Source organism: Geothrix edaphica, assembly GCF_030268045.1.
Classification (GTDB): Bacteria; Acidobacteriota; Holophagae; order Holophagales; family Holophagaceae; genus Geothrix; species Geothrix edaphica.
The window spans coordinates 889,735-906,955 of sequence record NZ_BSDC01000001.1; the positions used below are offsets into that span (position 1 = coordinate 889,735).

Genomic DNA, 17,221 nt, shown 5'->3' on the forward strand with positions numbered 1-17,221 from the left:
AACCTTTGCCCGAGGGCCTTGAACTCACCGCCGCCAGGACGGACCTTCCCGTTCCGGCGACCGCACTGCCCGCCCCGCCCCTGGAAGATGGGGCGGATCCTGACCAGTACCTCTGGGGAGTCTGATCGTGGAAGCCCGCATCACCCTTCTTCCCGGCGACGGCGTGGGCCCCGAAGTGGTCCACGAGGCCGCCGCCTGCCTCACGGCCGTGGCCAAGGCCTATGGCCACCGGTTCCACCTGGAGGAGGCCCTCATCGGGGGTGCCGCAGTGGACGCCACCGGGGATCCGTTGCCGGCGGCCACCCTGGCCCGGTGCCAGGCGAGCCAGGCGGTCCTGCTGGGCGCCGTGGGCGGGCCCGCCTGGGACCGCCACCCCCGGGACCAGCGGCCCGAATCCGGCCTCCTGCGCCTGCGGCGGTCCCTGGGTCTCTACGCCAACCTCCGCCCCGTCAAGGTCCACCCGGCCCTGGAGGATGCCTCGCCCCTGCGCCCGGAGGTGACCCACGGCACGGACCTGATGATCGTCCGCGAGCTGGGCGGCGGCCTCTACTTCGGCGAGCCGCGCTCCTTCTCGGACGAGCGCGCCGTGAACACGCTGCCCTACACGCGCACCGAGATCGAGCAGGTGGCCCGCGTGGCCTTCGAGCTGGCCGCCTCCCGCCGGCGCCGGCTGGTCTCCGTGGACAAGGCCAACGTGCTGGAGACCTCCCGTCTCTGGCGCCAGATCGTGGACGAGTTGGCTCCCTCCTATCCGACGGTGCAGGTCACCCACGCCTATGTGGACAGCTTCGCCATGGCCCTCATCACCCGGCCCCGGGACTTCGATGTGGTGCTGACGGAAAACCTCTTCGGGGACATCCTCAGCGACGAGGCGGCGGTGCTGGCGGGCTCGCTGGGGCTGCTGCCCTCCGCCAGCCTGGGCGGCCCCGTGGGCCTCTACGAGCCCATCCACGGCTCGGCGCCGGACATCGCGGGCCGGGATGCGGCCAATCCCATCGGCACCATCCTCTCGGCGGCCATGCTGCTCCGCCACAGCCTCCGCCTCGAGACCGAGGCCCTGGCCCTCGAAGCCGCCGTGGACCGTGTGCTCAAGGGTGGCCACGGCACCTCGGACCTGGGAGGCCTCAAGCACCAGCACGGCACCCGGGCCCTCGGCGAGCGGATCCGCGAAGCCATCCGCCCGCCGCGCGCCAAAGGAGCCCGGCTTGCCGACTCCGCCTATGCCTGGTGCGGTTCGCCCGAAGGCGCCCGCTCCCACCTCTGATACCACCCCTCTGGAAACCGGCCCATGCTCCCTGCCTCCCCCAGCCCCGACGTGACCTCCGCCTTCGAGGCGGGGTCCATCGCCGTGATCAACCGGCTGCCCGGGCTGGTGCTGTGGCTGGCGGGCTAGGGGAGGGGACGACACCACACGGAACCCGGCCCCGCACCCCACCAGGCGGGGCCTTTCCACATCGGCCAGACCCTTTCCGCGACCTCCCGAGGGACCCCATGACCCGAACAGCACAGACTTCAGCCTTGACTTTTTCCACACGAACCCGGAAACTCGTCCGCCATGAGCCTCTCCCACCTCGACCACTCGGCAGCCGCGGCGACTTCGCCCGTGGTGCTGCGCCCCGTGGCCGGCCTGGTGGCCATTTCCGCCGTGCTGATTATTAGCGGCGAGGTGGGGGCCTCCTAGACGTTCTCGGAACCAACCGAAACCGGCCCCGCACCTCGAAGGATGCGGGGCCTTTTCACATCGGTCCTGCCATTCCGAGGTCGGCGGCCTTCCACAGAGGAAGACCATGACAGTCCCAGGACAGCCGCTCAACGCCCGCAGCCGGGCCATCACCCAGGGCCCCAACCGCGCTCCCGCCCGGGCCATGCTCAAGGCCATCGGCTTCACGGACGAGGATCTGGCCAAGCCCATCATCGGCATCGCGAACACCTGGACCGAGATCGGTCCCTGCAACTACCACCTGCGCGAGCTGGCGGAGCGCGTGAAGGCGGGCGTCCGCGCCGCCGGCGGCACGCCCATGGAGTTCTGCACCGTCTCCATCAGCGACGGCATCACCATGGGCACCGAAGGCATGAAGGCCTCCCTCGTGAGCCGCGAGGTCATCGCCGATTCCATCGAGCTGGTGGCCCGGGGCAACGCCTTCGACGGAATGGTCTGCCTCTCGGGCTGCGACAAGACCAACCCCGGCGTGGCCATGGCCCTGGCCCGCCTGGACATCCCCGGCCTGATCCTCTATGGCGGGTCCACGGCCTCGGGACACTGCGACGGGAAGGACCTCACCGTGCAGGATGTCTTCGAGGCCGTGGGCGCGCACAGTGCGGGCCGCCTGGATGACGCGGGCCTGAAGGAGGTGGAGGACGCTGCCTGTCCCGGCGCCGGGGCCTGCGGCGGGCAGTTCACGGCCAACACCATGTCCGCCAGCCTGGAGCTCCTCGGCCTCAGTCCCATGGGCCTCAATGGCATCCCCGCCGAGGATCCCCGCAAGGGCGAGGCCGCCGAGACCTGCGGGCGTCTGGTGATGGAACTGCTGAAGCGCGACCTGCGCCCCAGCGCCATCCTCACGCGGGAGGCCTTCGAGAATGCCGTGGCTGCCGTGGCCGCCACGGGCGGCTCCACCAACGCCGTCCTGCACTACCTGGCCCTGGCCCGGGAGGCGGGTGTGCCCTTCACCCTGGAGGACTTCGACCGGGTCAGCGCCCGCACGCCCCTGCTGGCGGACATGAAGCCCGGCGGGCGGTTCATGGCGCCGGACCTGCACGCCGCCGGCGGCATCCGCCTCGTGGCGAACCGCCTGCTGGAGGGCGGGCTCATCCACGGCGCGGCCCTCACCGTGACCGGCCGCACGCTGGCCGAAGAGTTGGCCGGCGCGCCGGAAACGCCCGGGCAGGAGGTGGTGCGCCCCTTCGACAAGCCCATCAAGCCCACGGGCGGCCTCGTGATCCTGCGCGGCAGTCTGGCGCCGGAGGGCTGCGTCATCAAGGTGGCGGGCCACGAGCGCCTGCATCACACCGGTCCCGCCCGGGTCTTCGAGCACGAGGAGGACGCCTTCGCCGCCGTGCAGGCAGGCCGCATCGAGCCCGGCGACGTGGTCGTCATCCGCTACGAGGGCCCCAAGGGCGGGCCCGGCATGCGCGAGATGCTGGGCGTCACCGCGGCCCTGGTGGGCGCCGGGCTCGGCGAATCCGTGGCGCTGCTCACCGATGGCCGCTTCTCGGGCGCCACCCGGGGCCTGATGGCCGGCCACGTGGCGCCGGAGGCGGCCGTGGGCGGCCCCATCGCCCTGGTGCGCGAGGGCGACACAGTGGTGATGGACATCCCCTCGCGGCGCCTGGACCTGAAGGTTCAGGAGGACGAGCTCGCGCGGCGCAAGGCCGAGTGGAAGGCCCCGGCCCCGCGATACAAGACCGGCGTCTTCGCCAAGTACGCCGCCACGGTCGCCAGCGCGGCCGAGGGCGCCATCACCCTGGCCCGGTGAAGGGGGAACCATGACTAGGACTGGATCGCATACCGGGGCCCAGCTCATCTGGGAATGCCTTATCCGGGAGGGCGTCACCACCGTCTTCGGCTATCCGGGCGGCGCCATCCTCCCGGCCTACGACGCCATGGTGGGCTTCGACATCCGGCACGTGCTGGTGCGCCACGAGCAGAGCGCCGTGCACATGGCGGACGGCTACGCCCGCGCCTCGGGCCGCGTGGGTGTGGTGGTGGCCACCTCCGGCCCCGGCGCCACGAACCTGGTGACGGGCCTGGCCACGGCCATGATGGATTCCACGCCCCTGGTGGCCATCACGGGGCAGGTGGGCTCCGGCGTGCTGGGCACGGACGCCTTCCAGGAAGTGGACATCACGGGCATCACCCTGCCCGTGACCAAGCACAACTACCTGGTCACCCGGGCCGCGGACATCGTGCCGGCCCTGCGGGAGGCCTTCGCCGTGGCGAAGAGCGGGCGCCCCGGCCCTGTGCTGGTGGACATCACCAAGGACGCCCAGCAGGGCCGGGCAGAGCTTGATTGGGAGGCGGCGGAGCCCATCCGCCACCTGCGCCACCTGCCGCCCCCCCTGGATCCCGAGGCCCTGGCCCGGGCCCTGGAGCTGATCCGCCATGCCAAGCGGCCCCTCATCCTGGCGGGCCACGGCATCCAGATGTCGGGCGCCCGGGCCGAGGTGCTGACCCTGGCGGAACGGGCGGACATCCCCTTCGCGTTGACCTTGCTGGGGCTGGGCGCGGTGCCCGCCACGCATCCCCTCAGCCTCGGCATGATGGGCATGCACGGCGAGTCCTGGGTCAACAAGGCCATCCAGGAGGCGGACCTCCTGCTGGCCCTGGGCATGCGGTTCGACGACCGCGTGACCGGCAAGCTCAAGGAGTACGCGCCCCACGCCAAGAAGATCCACATCGACATCGACGCCAGCGAGCTGGGGAAGAACGTGCCGGTGGACGTGGCCATCGCCGGGGACCTGCTCGCCGTCCTCCGCGCCCTGCTGCCGGGGGTAGAGGTGGCGGACCGCTCCAAGTGGCTGAAGCAGATCCGCGGCTGGCGGGGCGATTCCGCCGTCCGCGACATCAAGAACCTGCCCGACGACGGCCACCTCTATGCCGCCCATGTGATGCACGACCTCTGGCGGCTCACCGACGGCAAGGCGGTGGTGGTGACGGACGTGGGCCAGCACCAGATGTGGGAGGCCCAGTACTACCACCACGATGAGGAGCGCAGCCTCATCACCAGCGGCGGCGCGGGCACCATGGGCTTCGCCCTCCCCGCTGCCATCGGCGCGAAGGTGGCCCGGCCCGAGGCCGAGGTCTGGGTGGTGGCCGGCGACGGCGGCTTCCAGATGACCTTCGCGGAGCTGATGACCGCCGTGCAGGAGGGGGTGAAGGTCAACATCGCCATCATCAACAACGGCTTCCTCGGCATGGTCCGCCAGTGGCAGGAGCTGTTCTACGAGGGCCGCTACGCTGCCACGCCCATCCTGTCACCGGACTTCGTGAAGCTGGCTGGCGCCTTCGGCATCCACGGCCAGCGCGTGGACACGCGGGCGGATCTGGCAGGGGCCGTGGCCGCGGCCCGGGCCGCGGAGGGCACGGCCCTCGTCGAGTTCCGGGTGGAGCAGGAGGACAGCGTCTATCCCATGGTCCCCGCCGGGGCGGCGCTGCACGAGATGATCCGCCGGCCTTCTGCCAGCGCCATTGCCGAAACCGGGTCCGACCCTGTCTGAAAGGAACCCCATGCCCCATGTGCTCGTGGTCTATACCGATGATGAACCGGGCGTGCTGACCCGCGTGGCTTCCCTGTTCCGCCGCCGGGGCTTCAACATCCACTCCCTCACCGTGGGCCCCACGGAGCGTTCCCGGCAGGCCCGCATGACCATCGTGGTGGATGCGGAGGAAGCCACCGTGCGGCTGGCGGTGGAACATCTGCGGAAGCAGGTGAACGTCCTCGAGGTGCAGCAGCTGGGCGACCGCCCGAAGGTGGTGCGGGACCTGGCCCTCATCCGGGTGGCGGCGGGGCTGGATGTCCGCTCCGAGATCCTCCAGCTGGCCCAGGTCTTCCGCGCCAACGTGGTGGACATCGCCGGCGACAGCCTGGCCATCGAGTGCAGCGGTGGCCCCGACAAGATCGATGCCCTGGTGGATGCCCTGCGCCCCTTCGGGATCCTCGAGCTGGGCCGCACGGGCGCCGTCGCCATGGCCCGCGGCCCGCGCGCTTCGCCGGAGCGCCCCGCCGCAGCCCCCCCACCGGCCAGCAACCAGGCCATGTCTGTCTGACCTTCCACCTTCCGATCACCCCACAAGGAGCCTCCCATGGCCAAGATCCACTACGACGCCGACCTCGGCCTCATCCGCGCCCGCAAGGTCGCCATCCTGGGCTACGGCTCCCAGGGCCACGCCCATGCGCTCAACCTCAAGGACAGCGGCGTCCACGTCCGGGTGGGCCTGCCCGCCAGCTCCGCCTCCCGCGCCAAGGCCGAGGCCCAGGGCCTCACCGTCACCACGCCTGCCGAGGCCGCGGCCTGGGCGGACGTGATCATGGTGCTCACCCCGGACACGGGGCAGGCGGCCCTCTACCACGAGGCCATCGAGCCGCACCTGACGCCGGGGAAGACCCTGATGTTCGCCCACGGGTTCAACATCCGGTACGGCCTCATCAAGCCCCCCGCGGGTGTGGACGTGAGCCTGGTGGCCCCCAAGAGCCCGGGCCACCGCGTCCGCGAGGTCTTCGTGGAAGGCGGCGGCACGCCGGCCCTGGTGGCAGTCCACCAGGACGCCAGCGGCCAGGCCCAGGCCGTGGCCCTGTCCTATGCGGCGGCCCTTGGCCTGACCCGGGCAGGTGTTCTGGAAACCACGTTTACGGAAGAAACCGAAACCGATCTCTTCGGCGAGAAGGCCGTGCTCTGCGGCGGCACCAGCGCCCTGGTGAAGGCCGGCTTCGAGACGCTGGTGGAAGCCGGGTACCAGCCCGAGATCGCCTATTTCGAGTGCCTGCACGAGCTCAAGCTCATCGTGGACCTGATGCAGCGGGGCGGCCTCAGCTACATGCGCTACAGCATCAGCGACACGGCCGAATACGGCGACTACACCGGCGGCCCCCGCATCGTGACCGACCAGACCAAGGCGGAGATGAAGGAGATCCTCAAGGAGATCCAGGACGGGCGGTACGCCAATGCCTGGATCGAGGAGAACCGCACGGGCCGCAAGTGGTTCGAGGCCCAGCGGGCCGCCGATCACGATCATCCCCTTGAGCAGGTGGGTCGTGAGCTGCGCCGCATGATGCCCTTCCTTGACCCCGTCGAGGTCCCCGCGCCGGCGCAGGCCCCACGCAGCTAGGAGAATCCCGGGGGAGCGGTCGGGGCTTTTGACCCAAGGTAGGAAGGTTGAACTCCGTCACAGGGGTATTGGCCTCACAATAGTCCTTGGGAGATAAGCCATTTCCGCTCCCCCGGAGCCATGCATGTCCGAGTCCTTCTTCAACACCGCGTCCCTGCCCACCCTCCAGGGCTGGCAGGCTCCCGGGTCCCTTGATTTCCAGGCCGCCTTCCTCCGGGCTGGCGGCTGGGCTTTGCCCCGCACCGAAGCCTTCCCCGACACCGCCAAGCTCCGGGAACGGCTGCAGGAGCTGCGGGCCTCCATGCGCGAAGGGGGCAAGATCGGTCTGGACCTGCGCGGGCTCCGCGACAGCGCCGACAGCGTCATGGCCGCCGCCCGCGAGGCCGGTGTCGCCTTCCTGCTGCACACGGCGGAGCTGCCGCCCTCTCTCACCATGCTGCGCCACGCGAACCTGCCCCGCATCGTGGCAGTCCAGAATGCCGAGGAGGCCGCCCAGGCCAAGGCCGGCGGCGCCTCTGCCCTGCTGGCCCGGCCCGGGCTGGTGGCGGCCCTCCGCTCCCTGGGCCTGCCCGTGATGGCCACGGCCGATACCGAAGCCGAGGCCAAACAGGCCATGGCGGACGGCGCCTTCGGCCTCCAGCCCCGCACCCCCTCGATGCTGGACGCATCGCCCCTGGCGGCCTTCCGGTCGCGCCTCATGGCGGGCCTCGATTCCATGGCCCAGGCCCTGGTGCGCAAGGGCGCCTGCACGCTGCCGCGCCTGCGCATCCGCAACCTCGACCTGGCCTATCCCATCCAGCAGGGCGGCATGGGCGTGGGCATCTCCTGGGAAGGCCTCGCCGGCGCCGTCGCCCACGAGGGCTGCGTGGGCCTGGTCTCGGCCATCGGCACGGGCTACCACGGCTCGGCCAACCCCAAGATGCGCCTGGGCCGCCCGGACGGCTCCGACTCGCTGAACCCGCCCAAGGCCCTGGAATGGATCATCCGCGAGGCCCGGGAACGCGCGGCCGGCCGCGGCGCCGTAGGCGTGAACATCCTCTGCGCCATCGAGGGCTACGAGGCCGCCGTGAAGGCCTCCCTCGCGGGCGGCGCCCAGATGATCGTGTCCGGCGCGGGCCTGCCCCTGGGCCTGCCGGGCATGGTGGGCGACGCGGACGTGGCCCTGGTGCCCATCGTGTCCTCGGGCCGGGCGCTCCAGGTGATCTGCAAGCAGTGGCAGCGGAAGTACAACCGCCTGCCGGACGCCGTGGTGCTGGAAGGCCCCGAGAGCGGCGGCCACCAGGGCTTCAGCCACGAGGGCTGCGCCGATCCGGCCCACACCCTGGAGAACATCCTGCCCGAGGTCATCGAGGAGCGGGACAAGTGGGGCGACTTCCCCGTCCTGGTCGCGGGCGGCGTCTGGGACCACGCGGACATCCAGAAGTTCCTGGCCCTGGGCGCCTCCGGCGTGCAGATGGGCACCCGCTTCATCGGCACCTTCGAGTGCGACGCCTCGCCGATCTTCAAGGAGGTCATCCTCCGCGCCAAGGCCGAGGACATCGGCCTCATGAAGTCCCCCGTGGGCCTGCCCGCCCGCGGCGTGCGCACCTCCCTGCAGGCGCGCATCGAGGCCGGCACCGCGCCCCAGATCCGCTGCGTCAGCAACTGCCTCTCGCCCTGCGGCCACGGCAAGGGCGCCGCCGCGGTGGGCTACTGCATCGCCGACCGCCTGGCCGATGCCATGAAGGGCGACCAGGAGAATGGCCTCTTCTTCACCGGCAGCAACGGCGCCAAGCTCCGGGACCTCATCAGCGTCCGCGACCTCATCGAGGAACTGACCCAGGATCCAGGCTTGCAGCGGGTCTACGCCTGAAGTCCTGAACTGCTAACAAAACTACGCACGCGAAGGTCGCAGAGGATGCGGAGGTAGGCGGAGAAGAGAATCATCAGGCTGCTGTCTGATTTCCTCTGCGTCCCTCAGCCTTCTCCGCGACCTCCGCGAGTGTGGTTCCCTTCAGTCAGTCCCGCCGCTCGGCCACGATCTCCAAGACCATGGGCGTGATCATCAGCGTCCGGGGGTCGGCGGCGGCGTCGCGCAGGGCGGTGCGGACGGCGTTCGTCCAGGCCTGGTCCACACGGCCCAGCTCCAGGAGGCGCTGGAGGTTGATCTCCACGAATTCGGAGGGCCACTTCCAGATGAAGTCGCTGGGGGGGATGACGAAGACTTTCGGCTCGAGGTGTTTCACCGTGAGGCCGGCCGCCTCGAGCAGGGTGGGCAGCGCGAGGGCCACGTCCGGCTCGCCGCCGGAGGCGCGCCAGCTGGCCATGACCTCCGAGACGAAGGCTTCCAGGGGCGGGCAGGGCGGGGCCAGGCGCCAGGTGCGGTAGTCCAGGTACTCGTGGAAGATGGCCACGCCACCGGGCTTCAGGGCCCGGGCCACTGTGGTCACCAGCTTCGCCGGATCGGACACGAAGGAGGCCACCCAGCGGCACCAGGTGGCGTCCATGCCGCTCACCTCCAGGGGACCGGCCATGAGGTCCTGCTCATGGAAGCGCACGTTCGACAGCCCACGGGCCGCGCAGGTCTCCCGGGCATGCTGGACGAAGTTGCCCGAGCGCTCGGCGGCGTGGACCTCCCCGGTGGGGCCGACGATCTCCGCCAGGTCCACGGTGGCGTAGCCCGGTCCCGCGCCCACATCCAGCACGCGGGACCCCGTGGTGATCCCGGCCCGGCGCCAGCACTCCAGCACATGCGGCCGCCAGACCCGGTGCTGGAGCCCCAGCCGCTCGATCTCCTCCCGGTGGGTCCCGAGGACGTAGTCGCGCTCACCTGATCCGGCCACTCCTGCCTCCATGCCTGTCATGACGCCAGTCTAGCGGAGGGGGCGGGAGTCCCCGGGAAGCGGGCCTGCATGATTGATTCTGTGATAAAAAATAATGGCGTTAATTTACAATTGATTTTGCGTCTCATGGGCTTAGTTTGGATGGACCACTCCCGAAGTGCCTCACCCACTGGAGCTCATCCCGGAGGATGGACATGGCCACCGAATCGCGCTCCATCGCGCTCGCCCCCCCGCATCGCCTCTACACCTTCGGGGCCTGGGCGGTGGCGGGCGTCGTGGTCCTGGGCTTCGCGAAGACCTACTACCTCAAAGTGGTCTTCGGCACGCCCACCCTGTCGCCCATGCTGCACCTGCATGGGCTGGTGATGACTCTCTGGTTCGGCCTGTTCGTGGTGCAGACCCGGCTGGTGGCGGCTCGCCGGCTGGATCTCCACCGGCAGCTCGGGCTGCTCGGGGCCTTCCTCGCCGCGGCGGTGCTGGTGGTCGGCACGGTGACAGCCATCGCCGCGGCGCGGGCGGGGCGCTCCCCGGGGCCGCCGCCCCTCATCTTCCTGGTGGTGCCCCTGGGGGACATGGTGGTGTTCGGCAGCCTGGTGGGCGCGGGGCTGTGGCTTCGGGGCAAGGGGGACTTCCACAAGCGGCTCATGCTGCTCTCCTGCGTGGGCATCCTCGCGGCAGCCATCGCGCGGATCCCCCTGGACGCCATCGCCAAGGCGGGACCTCTGGCCTACTTCGGCCTGACGGACCTGGCGGTGATCGGCTGCGCGGCCTACGACCGCCTGCGGACCGGCCGCTTCCACCCGGCCTTCCTGTGGGGCGGGCTCTTCGTCATCCTGTCGCACTGGCTGCGCCTCGCCTTCTCCGGCACCGGAGCCTGGATGGCCATCGCCACCTGGCTGACGCGGTAGCGTCTCCGTCCTCTTCAGCTCGCGTTCGGATGCCGCTCCAGCAGCTGGCGCAGGGGCGCGTTCCGCTTCACGGCGTCCTGGCGCCGGAGGTGGGCGATGAGCTGGGGCGGGGCCGCGCTCCAGCGGGCGATGTTCTGGATGAGCAGCGTGGAGACGTAGGTGCGCCGGCAGAGCAGGGCGGTGGCGTGGCCGTCGAGGGTCAGGCCCACCAGGCTGGCGAGGCAGCGGCCCTCGGTGGTGAAGATGAGCTCGGCCTTCTCCTCGCCCGTGCGCTGGGTGAAGCTGGCGCGGAGCAGATCGCGGGCCATGGCGCGCACCTGCTCCGGCGCGTCGCGCGAGGTGGCCACCAGGTACTGCTCCAGCAGGCGCCGGGTGGACCAGAGCCGGCGGTAGAGGCCCACCGGCAGGAGGGGATTCTGGAGCAGGGAGCGGCGCACACCCCCGTCGTTCGTGAAGGCCGTCCGCCCGCCCAGGGCCTCCAGGCCCGCGCTGGTGCGGTGGTGGGCGGCGATGAGGCGCGCGTGGAGGGAGCCCACCCGCGGGTTCTCCAGCACGGCGCGGACCACCTCCGCCGTGGGATCGAAGCAGAAGGCGCTCAGCTCTGGCTCGACGGCGACCCGCGCCTGGGCCACGCGCTCATCCACAGGCTGCGGGTGCAGCCGCCGCTCGAAGAGCTGGCGGTGGGTCGCGGCCAGGGCCGCCGCCGTGGGAGCATCCTCCTCGCCTTCGGCATGCTCCACCGGAGGGTCCTGGATGGAGGCGCGCGGCCCCGCGTCCGGGCCTGGTTCCACCGCACCGAGGGCCACCAGATTCGTTAGCATCCCCTCCAGTTCTGGTTCCTCCAGGCCCATCAGCGAGGCGAGGGTCGGAATGTCCAAGGTCCCGTCCAGCCGGGACAGCAGGAAGCCCTGGCGGGCATCGAGGGGGAGGGAGGCGTGGCCCTCACCTTCCCGGGAGCGGGGTCTCCAGGTCATAAGACGAGCCTACGTGCATCCAGTGCCGGAGGCATCTGGAGAATCCCTCCTTCCACCGGATTCAGGAGGGCGAAGGCGCGGGGCTGGGCGCCGGGGCCGCCTCCTCCCGGCCCACCAGCCATGGCGCCCAGCGCTTGAAGGCGGGCGTCCAGTAGGACCAGTCGTGTCCGCCCGGGCTGAGCTCCAGGCGCATGGGCCGGTGTCGCTCCGTGCAGACCCGCGCGAATGTGCGGCAGGCCTCCGCCAGGCCATGGCCATCCTCGGTGCCGCAGCCGACGATGAGCTCCGCAGACCCTCCGAGGTGCTTCCAGGGATTCCAAGGCGCGAAGGCCGCGGGGTCGAGCGGGAAGACCTTCACCAGGCTGCGGCGGACGAACCAGTTCAAGCCCTGGAAGGGGCCTTCGACCAGGGCGGGGGAGAGGGCGAGACAGCGCGAGAAGGCGCCCGTCCGGGCCGCGAGGTTGAGGGCACCGAAGCCCCCCATGCTGAGTCCCGTGACGGCCCGCGCCTCCGGACTGCCCCCGAAGCCGGGGTACCGGGCCTCCAGGAGCGGCAGCAGCTCGTCCATGAGAAACCGCTCGTAGGGGAAGGTGCCGTCGGCGCGGTCCGCGTACCAGCTTCGGAAGTGGGTCACCGCCACCCAGAGGCTGGGCGGGAGCTCCCCCCGGGCTTCCTGGTCCGCAAGGAAGGCGTCCAGGCCCTCCCGCTGGAAATCTCCCGGGCCGTCATAGGCGCCGGGCAGGAAGAGGACCAGGGTCATGGGGCCGGGATGGCGGACGGTCCACTGCCGCACCACCGCGGGCGTCGGCACATGGAGCGCCACGGGCACATCGCGGCGCAGGCGTTCCGAATGGATGGTTTCCAGAGTGCGGCCCAGGCAGGGGAGGGCCAAGGCAAAGGTCAAGGTAAGGCTGAAGGCGAGGAACCACCGTCGCTTCACATGGCCTCCACGATCCTTGGATGCCGCAGGCGCCGGGGGTGTGACCCGGAAGGGGGCGGCGCCTACTCCTCCGCCACACCCTTCAGCCAGGCCTTGCTCCGCAAGCGTTCCACGCTGACCTCGGGGAACAGGTCGAGGGGGCTCTTCCCCTCGAGCCCCAGGCGGGGCACGGCAGCCGCGGCGAAACCCAGGCGGGCCCCCTCCTGGAGGCGCAGGGGCAGCTGGGCCACGGGACGCACTTCGCCGGTGAGGCCCACCTCGCCCATGAAGAGACATTTCTCGGCCAGCAGGCGGCCGCCGGCGCTGCTGCAGAGGGCGGCGATCACGGCCAGGTCCGCGGCGGGGTCCTCGATCTCCAGGCCGCCGGCCACGTTCACGTAGACATCCCGGTCGTGCAGCTGCACACCGCCGCGCCGCTCCGCCACGGCGCAGAGCATGGCCAGCCGCGGCCCGTCGATGCCGAGGGCCGTGCGGCGGGGGATACCCAGGCCCGCGGCGGCCACCAGGGCCTGGATCTCCACGACCATGGGCCGGGTGCCGCTGAGCACCACGGTGGCGGCGCAGCCGGGCCGGGGCTCGGCGTCGAGGAAGAAGGGGTTGCCCTCGGCGGGCACCAGGCCCTTCTCGGTCATGGCGAAGATGCCCAGCTCGAAGGCGGCGCCGAAGCGGTTCTTGAGGGCGCGCAGCAGGCGGTGGTGGTGGTGGCGATCGCCCTCGAAGGCCAGCACCGTGTCCACCAGGTGCTCCAGCACCTTGGGGCCGGCCAGGCCGCCGTCCTTGGTGACGTGGCCCACCAGCACCAGCGGCGTGCCCGTGGTCTTGGCCCAGCGGGTGAGCATGGCCGCGCAGCCGCGCACCTGGCTCACGCTGCCGGCGCTGCTCTCGAAATCGGGGTCGAAGAGGGTCTGGATGCTGTCCACCAGCAGCAGGCCCGGCTGCATGCGCTCGGCCTCCTCGATGATGCGGCGCACGTCCGTCTCCGCCAGCAGGTGGATACCGGGGTTCTCGGCGCCCAGGCGCTGGGCCCGCAGTTTGATCTGGCGCTCGCTCTCCTCGCCGCTGGCGTAGAGGACCGTCCCCTGCGCCGTGGCCGCCCACTGGAGCAGCAGCGTGGACTTGCCGATGCCCGGCTCGCCGCCCAGCAGGGCCACCATGCCCGGCACCACGCCGCCGCCCAGGACGCGATCCAGTTCCGCGAGGCCCGTGGGGCTGCGCTGGGTGTCCGTCACATCCACATCGGGCAGGGCGACGGGGCCGGCGTAGTGGCTCTGGGAGTAGGCCGAGCCCGCCCGCTGGAGGTCGCGCTTCAGGCTTCCGCGCACCTCCTGGACCGTGTCCCAGGCCCCGCAGCCCGTGCACTTGCCCATGGCCTTGGGATGGCGGGCGCCGCAGGCCGTGCACTCGAACAGGGGTGAGGTCTTGGCCATCAGGCGGAGGTCTCGCGGCGGATGAACGTCACGATGTCGTCGGTGTTCGTGCCGGGCTGGAAGATCTCGCGGATGCCGAGGGCCTTGAGGCCGGGGATGTCGCCGTCGGGGATGATGCCGCCGGCGAACACCAGCACGTCATCGGCGCCCTGTTCCTTCAGGAGCCGCATGACCTCGGGGAAGATCTGGTTGTGGGCGCCGCTGAGGATGCTCATGCCCAGCACCCGGGCGTCCTCCTGCACCACGGCCGCCACGATCTGCTGGGGCGTCTGGCGCAGGCCCGTGTAGATGACCTCCATGCCGGCGTCCCGCAGGGCCCGGGCCACGACCTTGGCGCCGCGGTCATGCCCGTCGAGGCCTGGCTTGGCGATGACGACGCGGATGGGGGCCTGGCTCATGGGGGCTCCGGTGGATGGGTTACCAGTTCTCAGTCTGCCGCAGCGCCTCGTAAAGGCCAATGGCCGCGGCCTGGGCCAGGTTCAGGCTGCGGTGGTGGTCGCCCAGCATGGGGATGCGCACCAGGTGGTCCTTGTAGGTCTCCAGGAGGTCTTCCGGAAGGCCGACGGTCTCGCGGCCGAACACCAGGCCGTCGCCGAAGGCCCAGGGGATCTGGGTATGGCGGCGGGCCCCCTTGGTGGTGAAGAACCACAGGCGCATGCCGGGATTGCGGGCCAGGAAATCCTCCCAGCTCTCGTAGTGGGTGGGCTCCAGCTTCTCCCAGTAGTCCAGGCCCGCCCGCCGCAGGTAGTAGTCGCTGGTGTCGAAGCCCAGGGGGTGGATGAGATGCAGCTTGGCGCCGTTGTTCACGCACAGGCGGCCGATGCTTCCGGTATTCTGCGGAATCTCGGGTTGGTGCAACACAATATGAAACATGGAGGTCCCTGATGAGCGCCGCTACGAGCGAATGCCTGTTCTGCAAGATCGCGCGGAAGGAGATTCCCGCTGTTCCAGTCTACGAAGATGACAGCCTGCTCGCCTTCAAGGACATCTTTCCGCAGGCGCCGGTCCACCTGCTGCTCATCCCCAAGGCCCACTGCGAGGGCCTGGCGGACATGACGCCCGGGATCGCCGAGACGGTGGGCCGCCTTCCCCAGGTGGCCGCCCGCCTGGCCCAGGAACACGGGGTCGCCGCCAGCGGTTGGCGCCTCCTGAGCAACAACGGCCCCGACTCCGGCCAGAGCGTCTTCCACCTCCATTTCCACCTCCTGGGCGGCAAGCCCCTGGGCGGAAAGCTCTGTCTCTAAGCTGACGCTCCTAGATTCTTTTCATATTTAGCGAAAAAGACACGCGTTTGCGTGTCTTTTTCGCTTTTATTTCCGCTTGTGGCATCTCGCCGTCTTTCTAGACTTTGAAGTGGTTCTCAGTGGAGAAAAGTGGGCTGAAGTGGATCAAAGTGGTCTCATTTCGGTCTCCCGGTCTCTCCTGGACCACTGGTTGAAAGGCGACACCGGTGCTGCGACTACGCGGAAACTCACCGGCCACAGTAGATGAGAAGGGACGACTGAAGCTCCCCTCTTCCTTCAAGGCCGAGCTCGAATCCTTCGCCCAGGGCGAGGGAGCGGAAGCTCTGCGTGAAGGTGCCGGCGCCCTGCGGCACTACCTGACTTCCCTGGACGGCCGCTCCGCCCGTCTCTACCCCCTGCCAGTCTGGGAGGCCATCGAGGCCCGCCTGGCGGGCCTGCCTTCGACCAGCCCCGCCAAGCGCAAGTTCCTGGAGACCACCGCCTACTTCGGCAGCGAGGTGGAGCCGGATGCCCAGGGCCGCTTTGTCATCCCGCCCATCCTGCGCGAGGCCGCGCAGCTCACGGGCGAAGTCGCCGTGCTGGGGCAGATGGATCACCTGGCCCTGTGGAACAAGGCCGGCTTCGAGCGCCGCCTGGCGGCTGAACCCCTGGGCGCCGACGACCTGGCCCAGCTCGCGGAACTGGGGATCTGATGATGACGATCCCCGTCCATGTCCCCGTGCTGCTCCAGGAAGTGCTGGACAGCCTCGTGCTGCCCCCGGCGGCCCGGGTTCTCGATCTCACCCTGGGGCTGGGCGGCCACGCCGAGGCCCTGCTGGCCCGCTGCGACAAGGCCGCCCGCTACCTGGGCGTGGATCGCGACCCCGAGGCGCGCTACCAGGCCCGTCGCCGTCTGGGGGACGACCTGCGCCTGGAGATCCTGGCGGGGAACTACGAAGACATCTGGAGCGATGCCCAGTTCCTGGCCTGGAAGGCCGAGTACGCCGCCGGCGGCTTCGACGCCATCCTCGCGGACCTCGGCGTCTCCACCCTCCAGCTCCGCACCCCGGAACGCGGCTTCAGCTTCCGGGACGACGGCCCCCTCGACATGCGCATGGATACCACGTCCGGCCCCACTGCCCTGGAATGGATCGCGGAACAGACCGATGAAAGCCTGGCCGACGCGATCTACCAGTACGGCGAAGAGCGTGCCAGCCGGCCCATCGCCCGCGCCATCCTCCGGGCGCACCGCGAAGGCCGGCTGGCCACCACGAAGGATCTGGCCGAAGCCGTCTATACCGTCATTCCCCGGGAGCCCGCCAAGCGGAAGGGGCACAGCGACCCGGCCACCCGCACCTTCCAGGCCATCCGCATCGCGGTGAACGGCGAACTGGACCGCCTGGCCGCCGCCCTGGAAGCCGCCGTTGCCAACCTCCGCCCCGAAGGGCGCTTGGCCGTCATCAGCTTCCACAGTCTGGAGGACCGCATCGTCAAGCAGACCCTGCGCCGCCTCGCGGGCATCTACGACGGGCCGGGCCGGACGGCCCCCGCCGAACTCCCCAGGATCCTCAAGCTCATCCATCCCGGTGGTCTCGCCCCCAGCGAGGCCGAGGCCGCCGGGAATCCCCCCTCCCGTTCCGCCCGCCTCCGCGTGGCGGAGCGTCTCCCCTGACCGAGGTACCCATGGCCGCCGGAACCCTCCCGAGCCCCACCCCTCCCGTCCGCATGGTCGAGAGCGAGGGCATCCTGCGCATGCTGCTCCTTGTGCTGGCCCTGGCCATGCCCCTGGCCACCCTCGCCTACCTGAAGATCCAGAGCACCCGCCTGAGCTACGCCATGGGCGAGCTGAAGGAGCGCATCCGCAAGGAAGAGGAGCTGCAGCGCAAGCTCCTGCTGGAGCGCAGCCGGTACCAGCGGGATGAGGAAGTCCAGGGCTACGCCCAGAAGGCCGGGCTCCAGCCCCGCAAGCAGGGGCACCTGATCCGCCGCGCCTTCACACCCGAGGATCAGCGCCTTGCCAAGCTCCGCCCGGTCTCGTCCGATGGATTGTAGTCTGTAGGCTGGGGGCTGCGGCCCCGCCACCGCGTCATCCAGCCCCGGC

18 protein-coding genes are annotated in these 17,221 nt (G+C 70.4%); 12 read left to right on the forward strand and 6 right to left on the reverse strand.

The features are described 5' to 3' along the window. Window positions 1-127: 127 nt before the first annotated feature. From leuB to QSJ30_RS03990, 7 genes are all read left to right on the forward strand, one after another. Window positions 128-1,264 carry a 3-isopropylmalate dehydrogenase gene (leuB, locus tag QSJ30_RS03960; protein WP_285606617.1) on the forward strand — a complete coding sequence of 379 codons (1,137 nt, stop codon included), beginning with the start codon at window positions 128-130 and terminating at the stop codon, window positions 1,262-1,264. Between the two features lie 291 nt (window positions 1,265-1,555). Then, entirely contained in the window at window positions 1,556-1,681 is a 126-nt protein-coding gene (locus tag QSJ30_RS03965) for a hypothetical protein (protein ID WP_285606619.1), read from the forward strand. 106 nt (window positions 1,682-1,787) lie between these two features. Further along, entirely contained in the window at window positions 1,788-3,476 is a 1,689-nt protein-coding gene (gene ilvD, locus QSJ30_RS03970; protein WP_285606621.1) for a dihydroxy-acid dehydratase, read from the forward strand. A 10-nt stretch (window positions 3,477-3,486) separates the two neighbouring features. Further along, entirely contained in the window at window positions 3,487-5,217 is a 1,731-nt protein-coding gene (ilvB, locus tag QSJ30_RS03975) for a biosynthetic-type acetolactate synthase large subunit (protein WP_285606623.1), read from the forward strand. A gap of 10 nt (window positions 5,218-5,227) precedes the next feature. Beyond that, window positions 5,228-5,767, forward strand: a complete 540-nt coding sequence (ilvN, locus tag QSJ30_RS03980) for an acetolactate synthase small subunit (protein WP_285606629.1) — start codon at window positions 5,228-5,230, stop codon at window positions 5,765-5,767. A 36-nt stretch (window positions 5,768-5,803) separates the two neighbouring features. Then, window positions 5,804-6,826 (forward strand): ketol-acid reductoisomerase, encoded by a 1,023-nt coding sequence (gene ilvC, locus QSJ30_RS03985; protein ID WP_285606631.1) that lies wholly within the window; start codon window positions 5,804-5,806, stop codon window positions 6,824-6,826. Window positions 6,827-6,950: 124 nt separating this feature from the next. Then, entirely contained in the window at window positions 6,951-8,678 is a 1,728-nt protein-coding gene (locus QSJ30_RS03990; protein ID WP_285606633.1) for an NAD(P)H-dependent flavin oxidoreductase, read from the forward strand. A gap of 145 nt (window positions 8,679-8,823) precedes the next feature. Here QSJ30_RS03990 and QSJ30_RS03995 read toward each other — a convergent pair whose 3' ends face one another. Further along, window positions 8,824-9,648: a class I SAM-dependent methyltransferase gene (locus QSJ30_RS03995; RefSeq protein WP_285606635.1), complete on the reverse strand. Its 825-nt coding sequence runs from the start codon at window positions 9,646-9,648 to the stop codon at window positions 8,824-8,826. Window positions 9,649-9,842: 194 nt separating this feature from the next. On the opposite strand from QSJ30_RS03995, the gene QSJ30_RS04000 reads away from it, so the two are divergent. Next, window positions 9,843-10,556 carry a hypothetical protein gene (locus tag QSJ30_RS04000; protein WP_285606637.1) on the forward strand — a complete coding sequence of 238 codons (714 nt, stop codon included), beginning with the start codon at window positions 9,843-9,845 and terminating at the stop codon, window positions 10,554-10,556. A gap of 14 nt (window positions 10,557-10,570) precedes the next feature. On the opposite strand, the gene QSJ30_RS04005 is transcribed toward QSJ30_RS04000, so the two are convergent. The 5 genes from QSJ30_RS04005 to QSJ30_RS04025 all read right to left on the reverse strand — a co-directional run bounded on the left by QSJ30_RS04005 (window position 10,571) and on the right by QSJ30_RS04025 (window position 14,770). Further along, window positions 10,571-11,530: a hypothetical protein gene (locus QSJ30_RS04005; RefSeq protein ID WP_285606639.1), complete on the reverse strand. Its 960-nt coding sequence runs from the start codon at window positions 11,528-11,530 to the stop codon at window positions 10,571-10,573. A 61-nt stretch (window positions 11,531-11,591) separates the two neighbouring features. Continuing rightward, a complete protein-coding gene (locus tag QSJ30_RS04010; RefSeq protein ID WP_285606641.1) occupies window positions 11,592-12,470 on the reverse strand; it encodes an alpha/beta hydrolase in 879 nt (292 codons plus the stop codon). Window positions 12,471-12,532: 62 nt separating this feature from the next. Then, window positions 12,533-13,897: a DNA repair protein RadA gene (radA, locus tag QSJ30_RS04015; RefSeq protein WP_285606643.1), complete on the reverse strand. Its 1,365-nt coding sequence runs from the start codon at window positions 13,895-13,897 to the stop codon at window positions 12,533-12,535. After that, complete coding sequence (locus tag QSJ30_RS04020; protein ID WP_285606645.1) at window positions 13,897-14,295, reverse strand: cobalamin B12-binding domain-containing protein; 399 nt, start codon at window positions 14,293-14,295, stop codon at window positions 13,897-13,899. The genes radA and QSJ30_RS04020 overlap by 1 nt, the downstream gene beginning before the upstream one ends. A 19-nt stretch (window positions 14,296-14,314) precedes the next feature. Then, the gene (locus QSJ30_RS04025) at window positions 14,315-14,770 is read right to left on the reverse strand and encodes a tRNA (cytidine(34)-2'-O)-methyltransferase (protein WP_285606647.1); all 456 of its coding nucleotides are present in this window, start codon (window positions 14,768-14,770) and stop codon (window positions 14,315-14,317) included. An 11-nt stretch (window positions 14,771-14,781) separates the two neighbouring features. Between QSJ30_RS04025 and QSJ30_RS04030 the strand changes: the two genes are divergently transcribed. The 4 genes from QSJ30_RS04030 (at window position 14,782) to QSJ30_RS04045 (ending at window position 17,172) form a co-directional block, all read left to right on the forward strand. After that, window positions 14,782-15,141 (forward strand): histidine triad nucleotide-binding protein, encoded by a 360-nt coding sequence (locus tag QSJ30_RS04030; RefSeq protein WP_285606651.1) that lies wholly within the window; start codon window positions 14,782-14,784, stop codon window positions 15,139-15,141. Between the two features lie 206 nt (window positions 15,142-15,347). Then, the gene (locus QSJ30_RS04035) at window positions 15,348-15,833 is read left to right on the forward strand and encodes a division/cell wall cluster transcriptional repressor MraZ (RefSeq protein ID WP_285606653.1); all 486 of its coding nucleotides are present in this window, start codon (window positions 15,348-15,350) and stop codon (window positions 15,831-15,833) included. Further along, window positions 15,833-16,792 (forward strand): 16S rRNA (cytosine(1402)-N(4))-methyltransferase RsmH, encoded by a 960-nt coding sequence (gene rsmH, locus QSJ30_RS04040; RefSeq protein WP_285606655.1) that lies wholly within the window; start codon window positions 15,833-15,835, stop codon window positions 16,790-16,792. The genes QSJ30_RS04035 and rsmH overlap by 1 nt, the downstream gene beginning before the upstream one ends. A gap of 11 nt (window positions 16,793-16,803) precedes the next feature. Continuing rightward, a complete protein-coding gene (locus QSJ30_RS04045) occupies window positions 16,804-17,172 on the forward strand; it encodes a hypothetical protein (protein WP_285606657.1) in 369 nt (122 codons plus the stop codon). The last annotated feature ends 49 nt before the right edge of the window (window positions 17,173-17,221 follow it).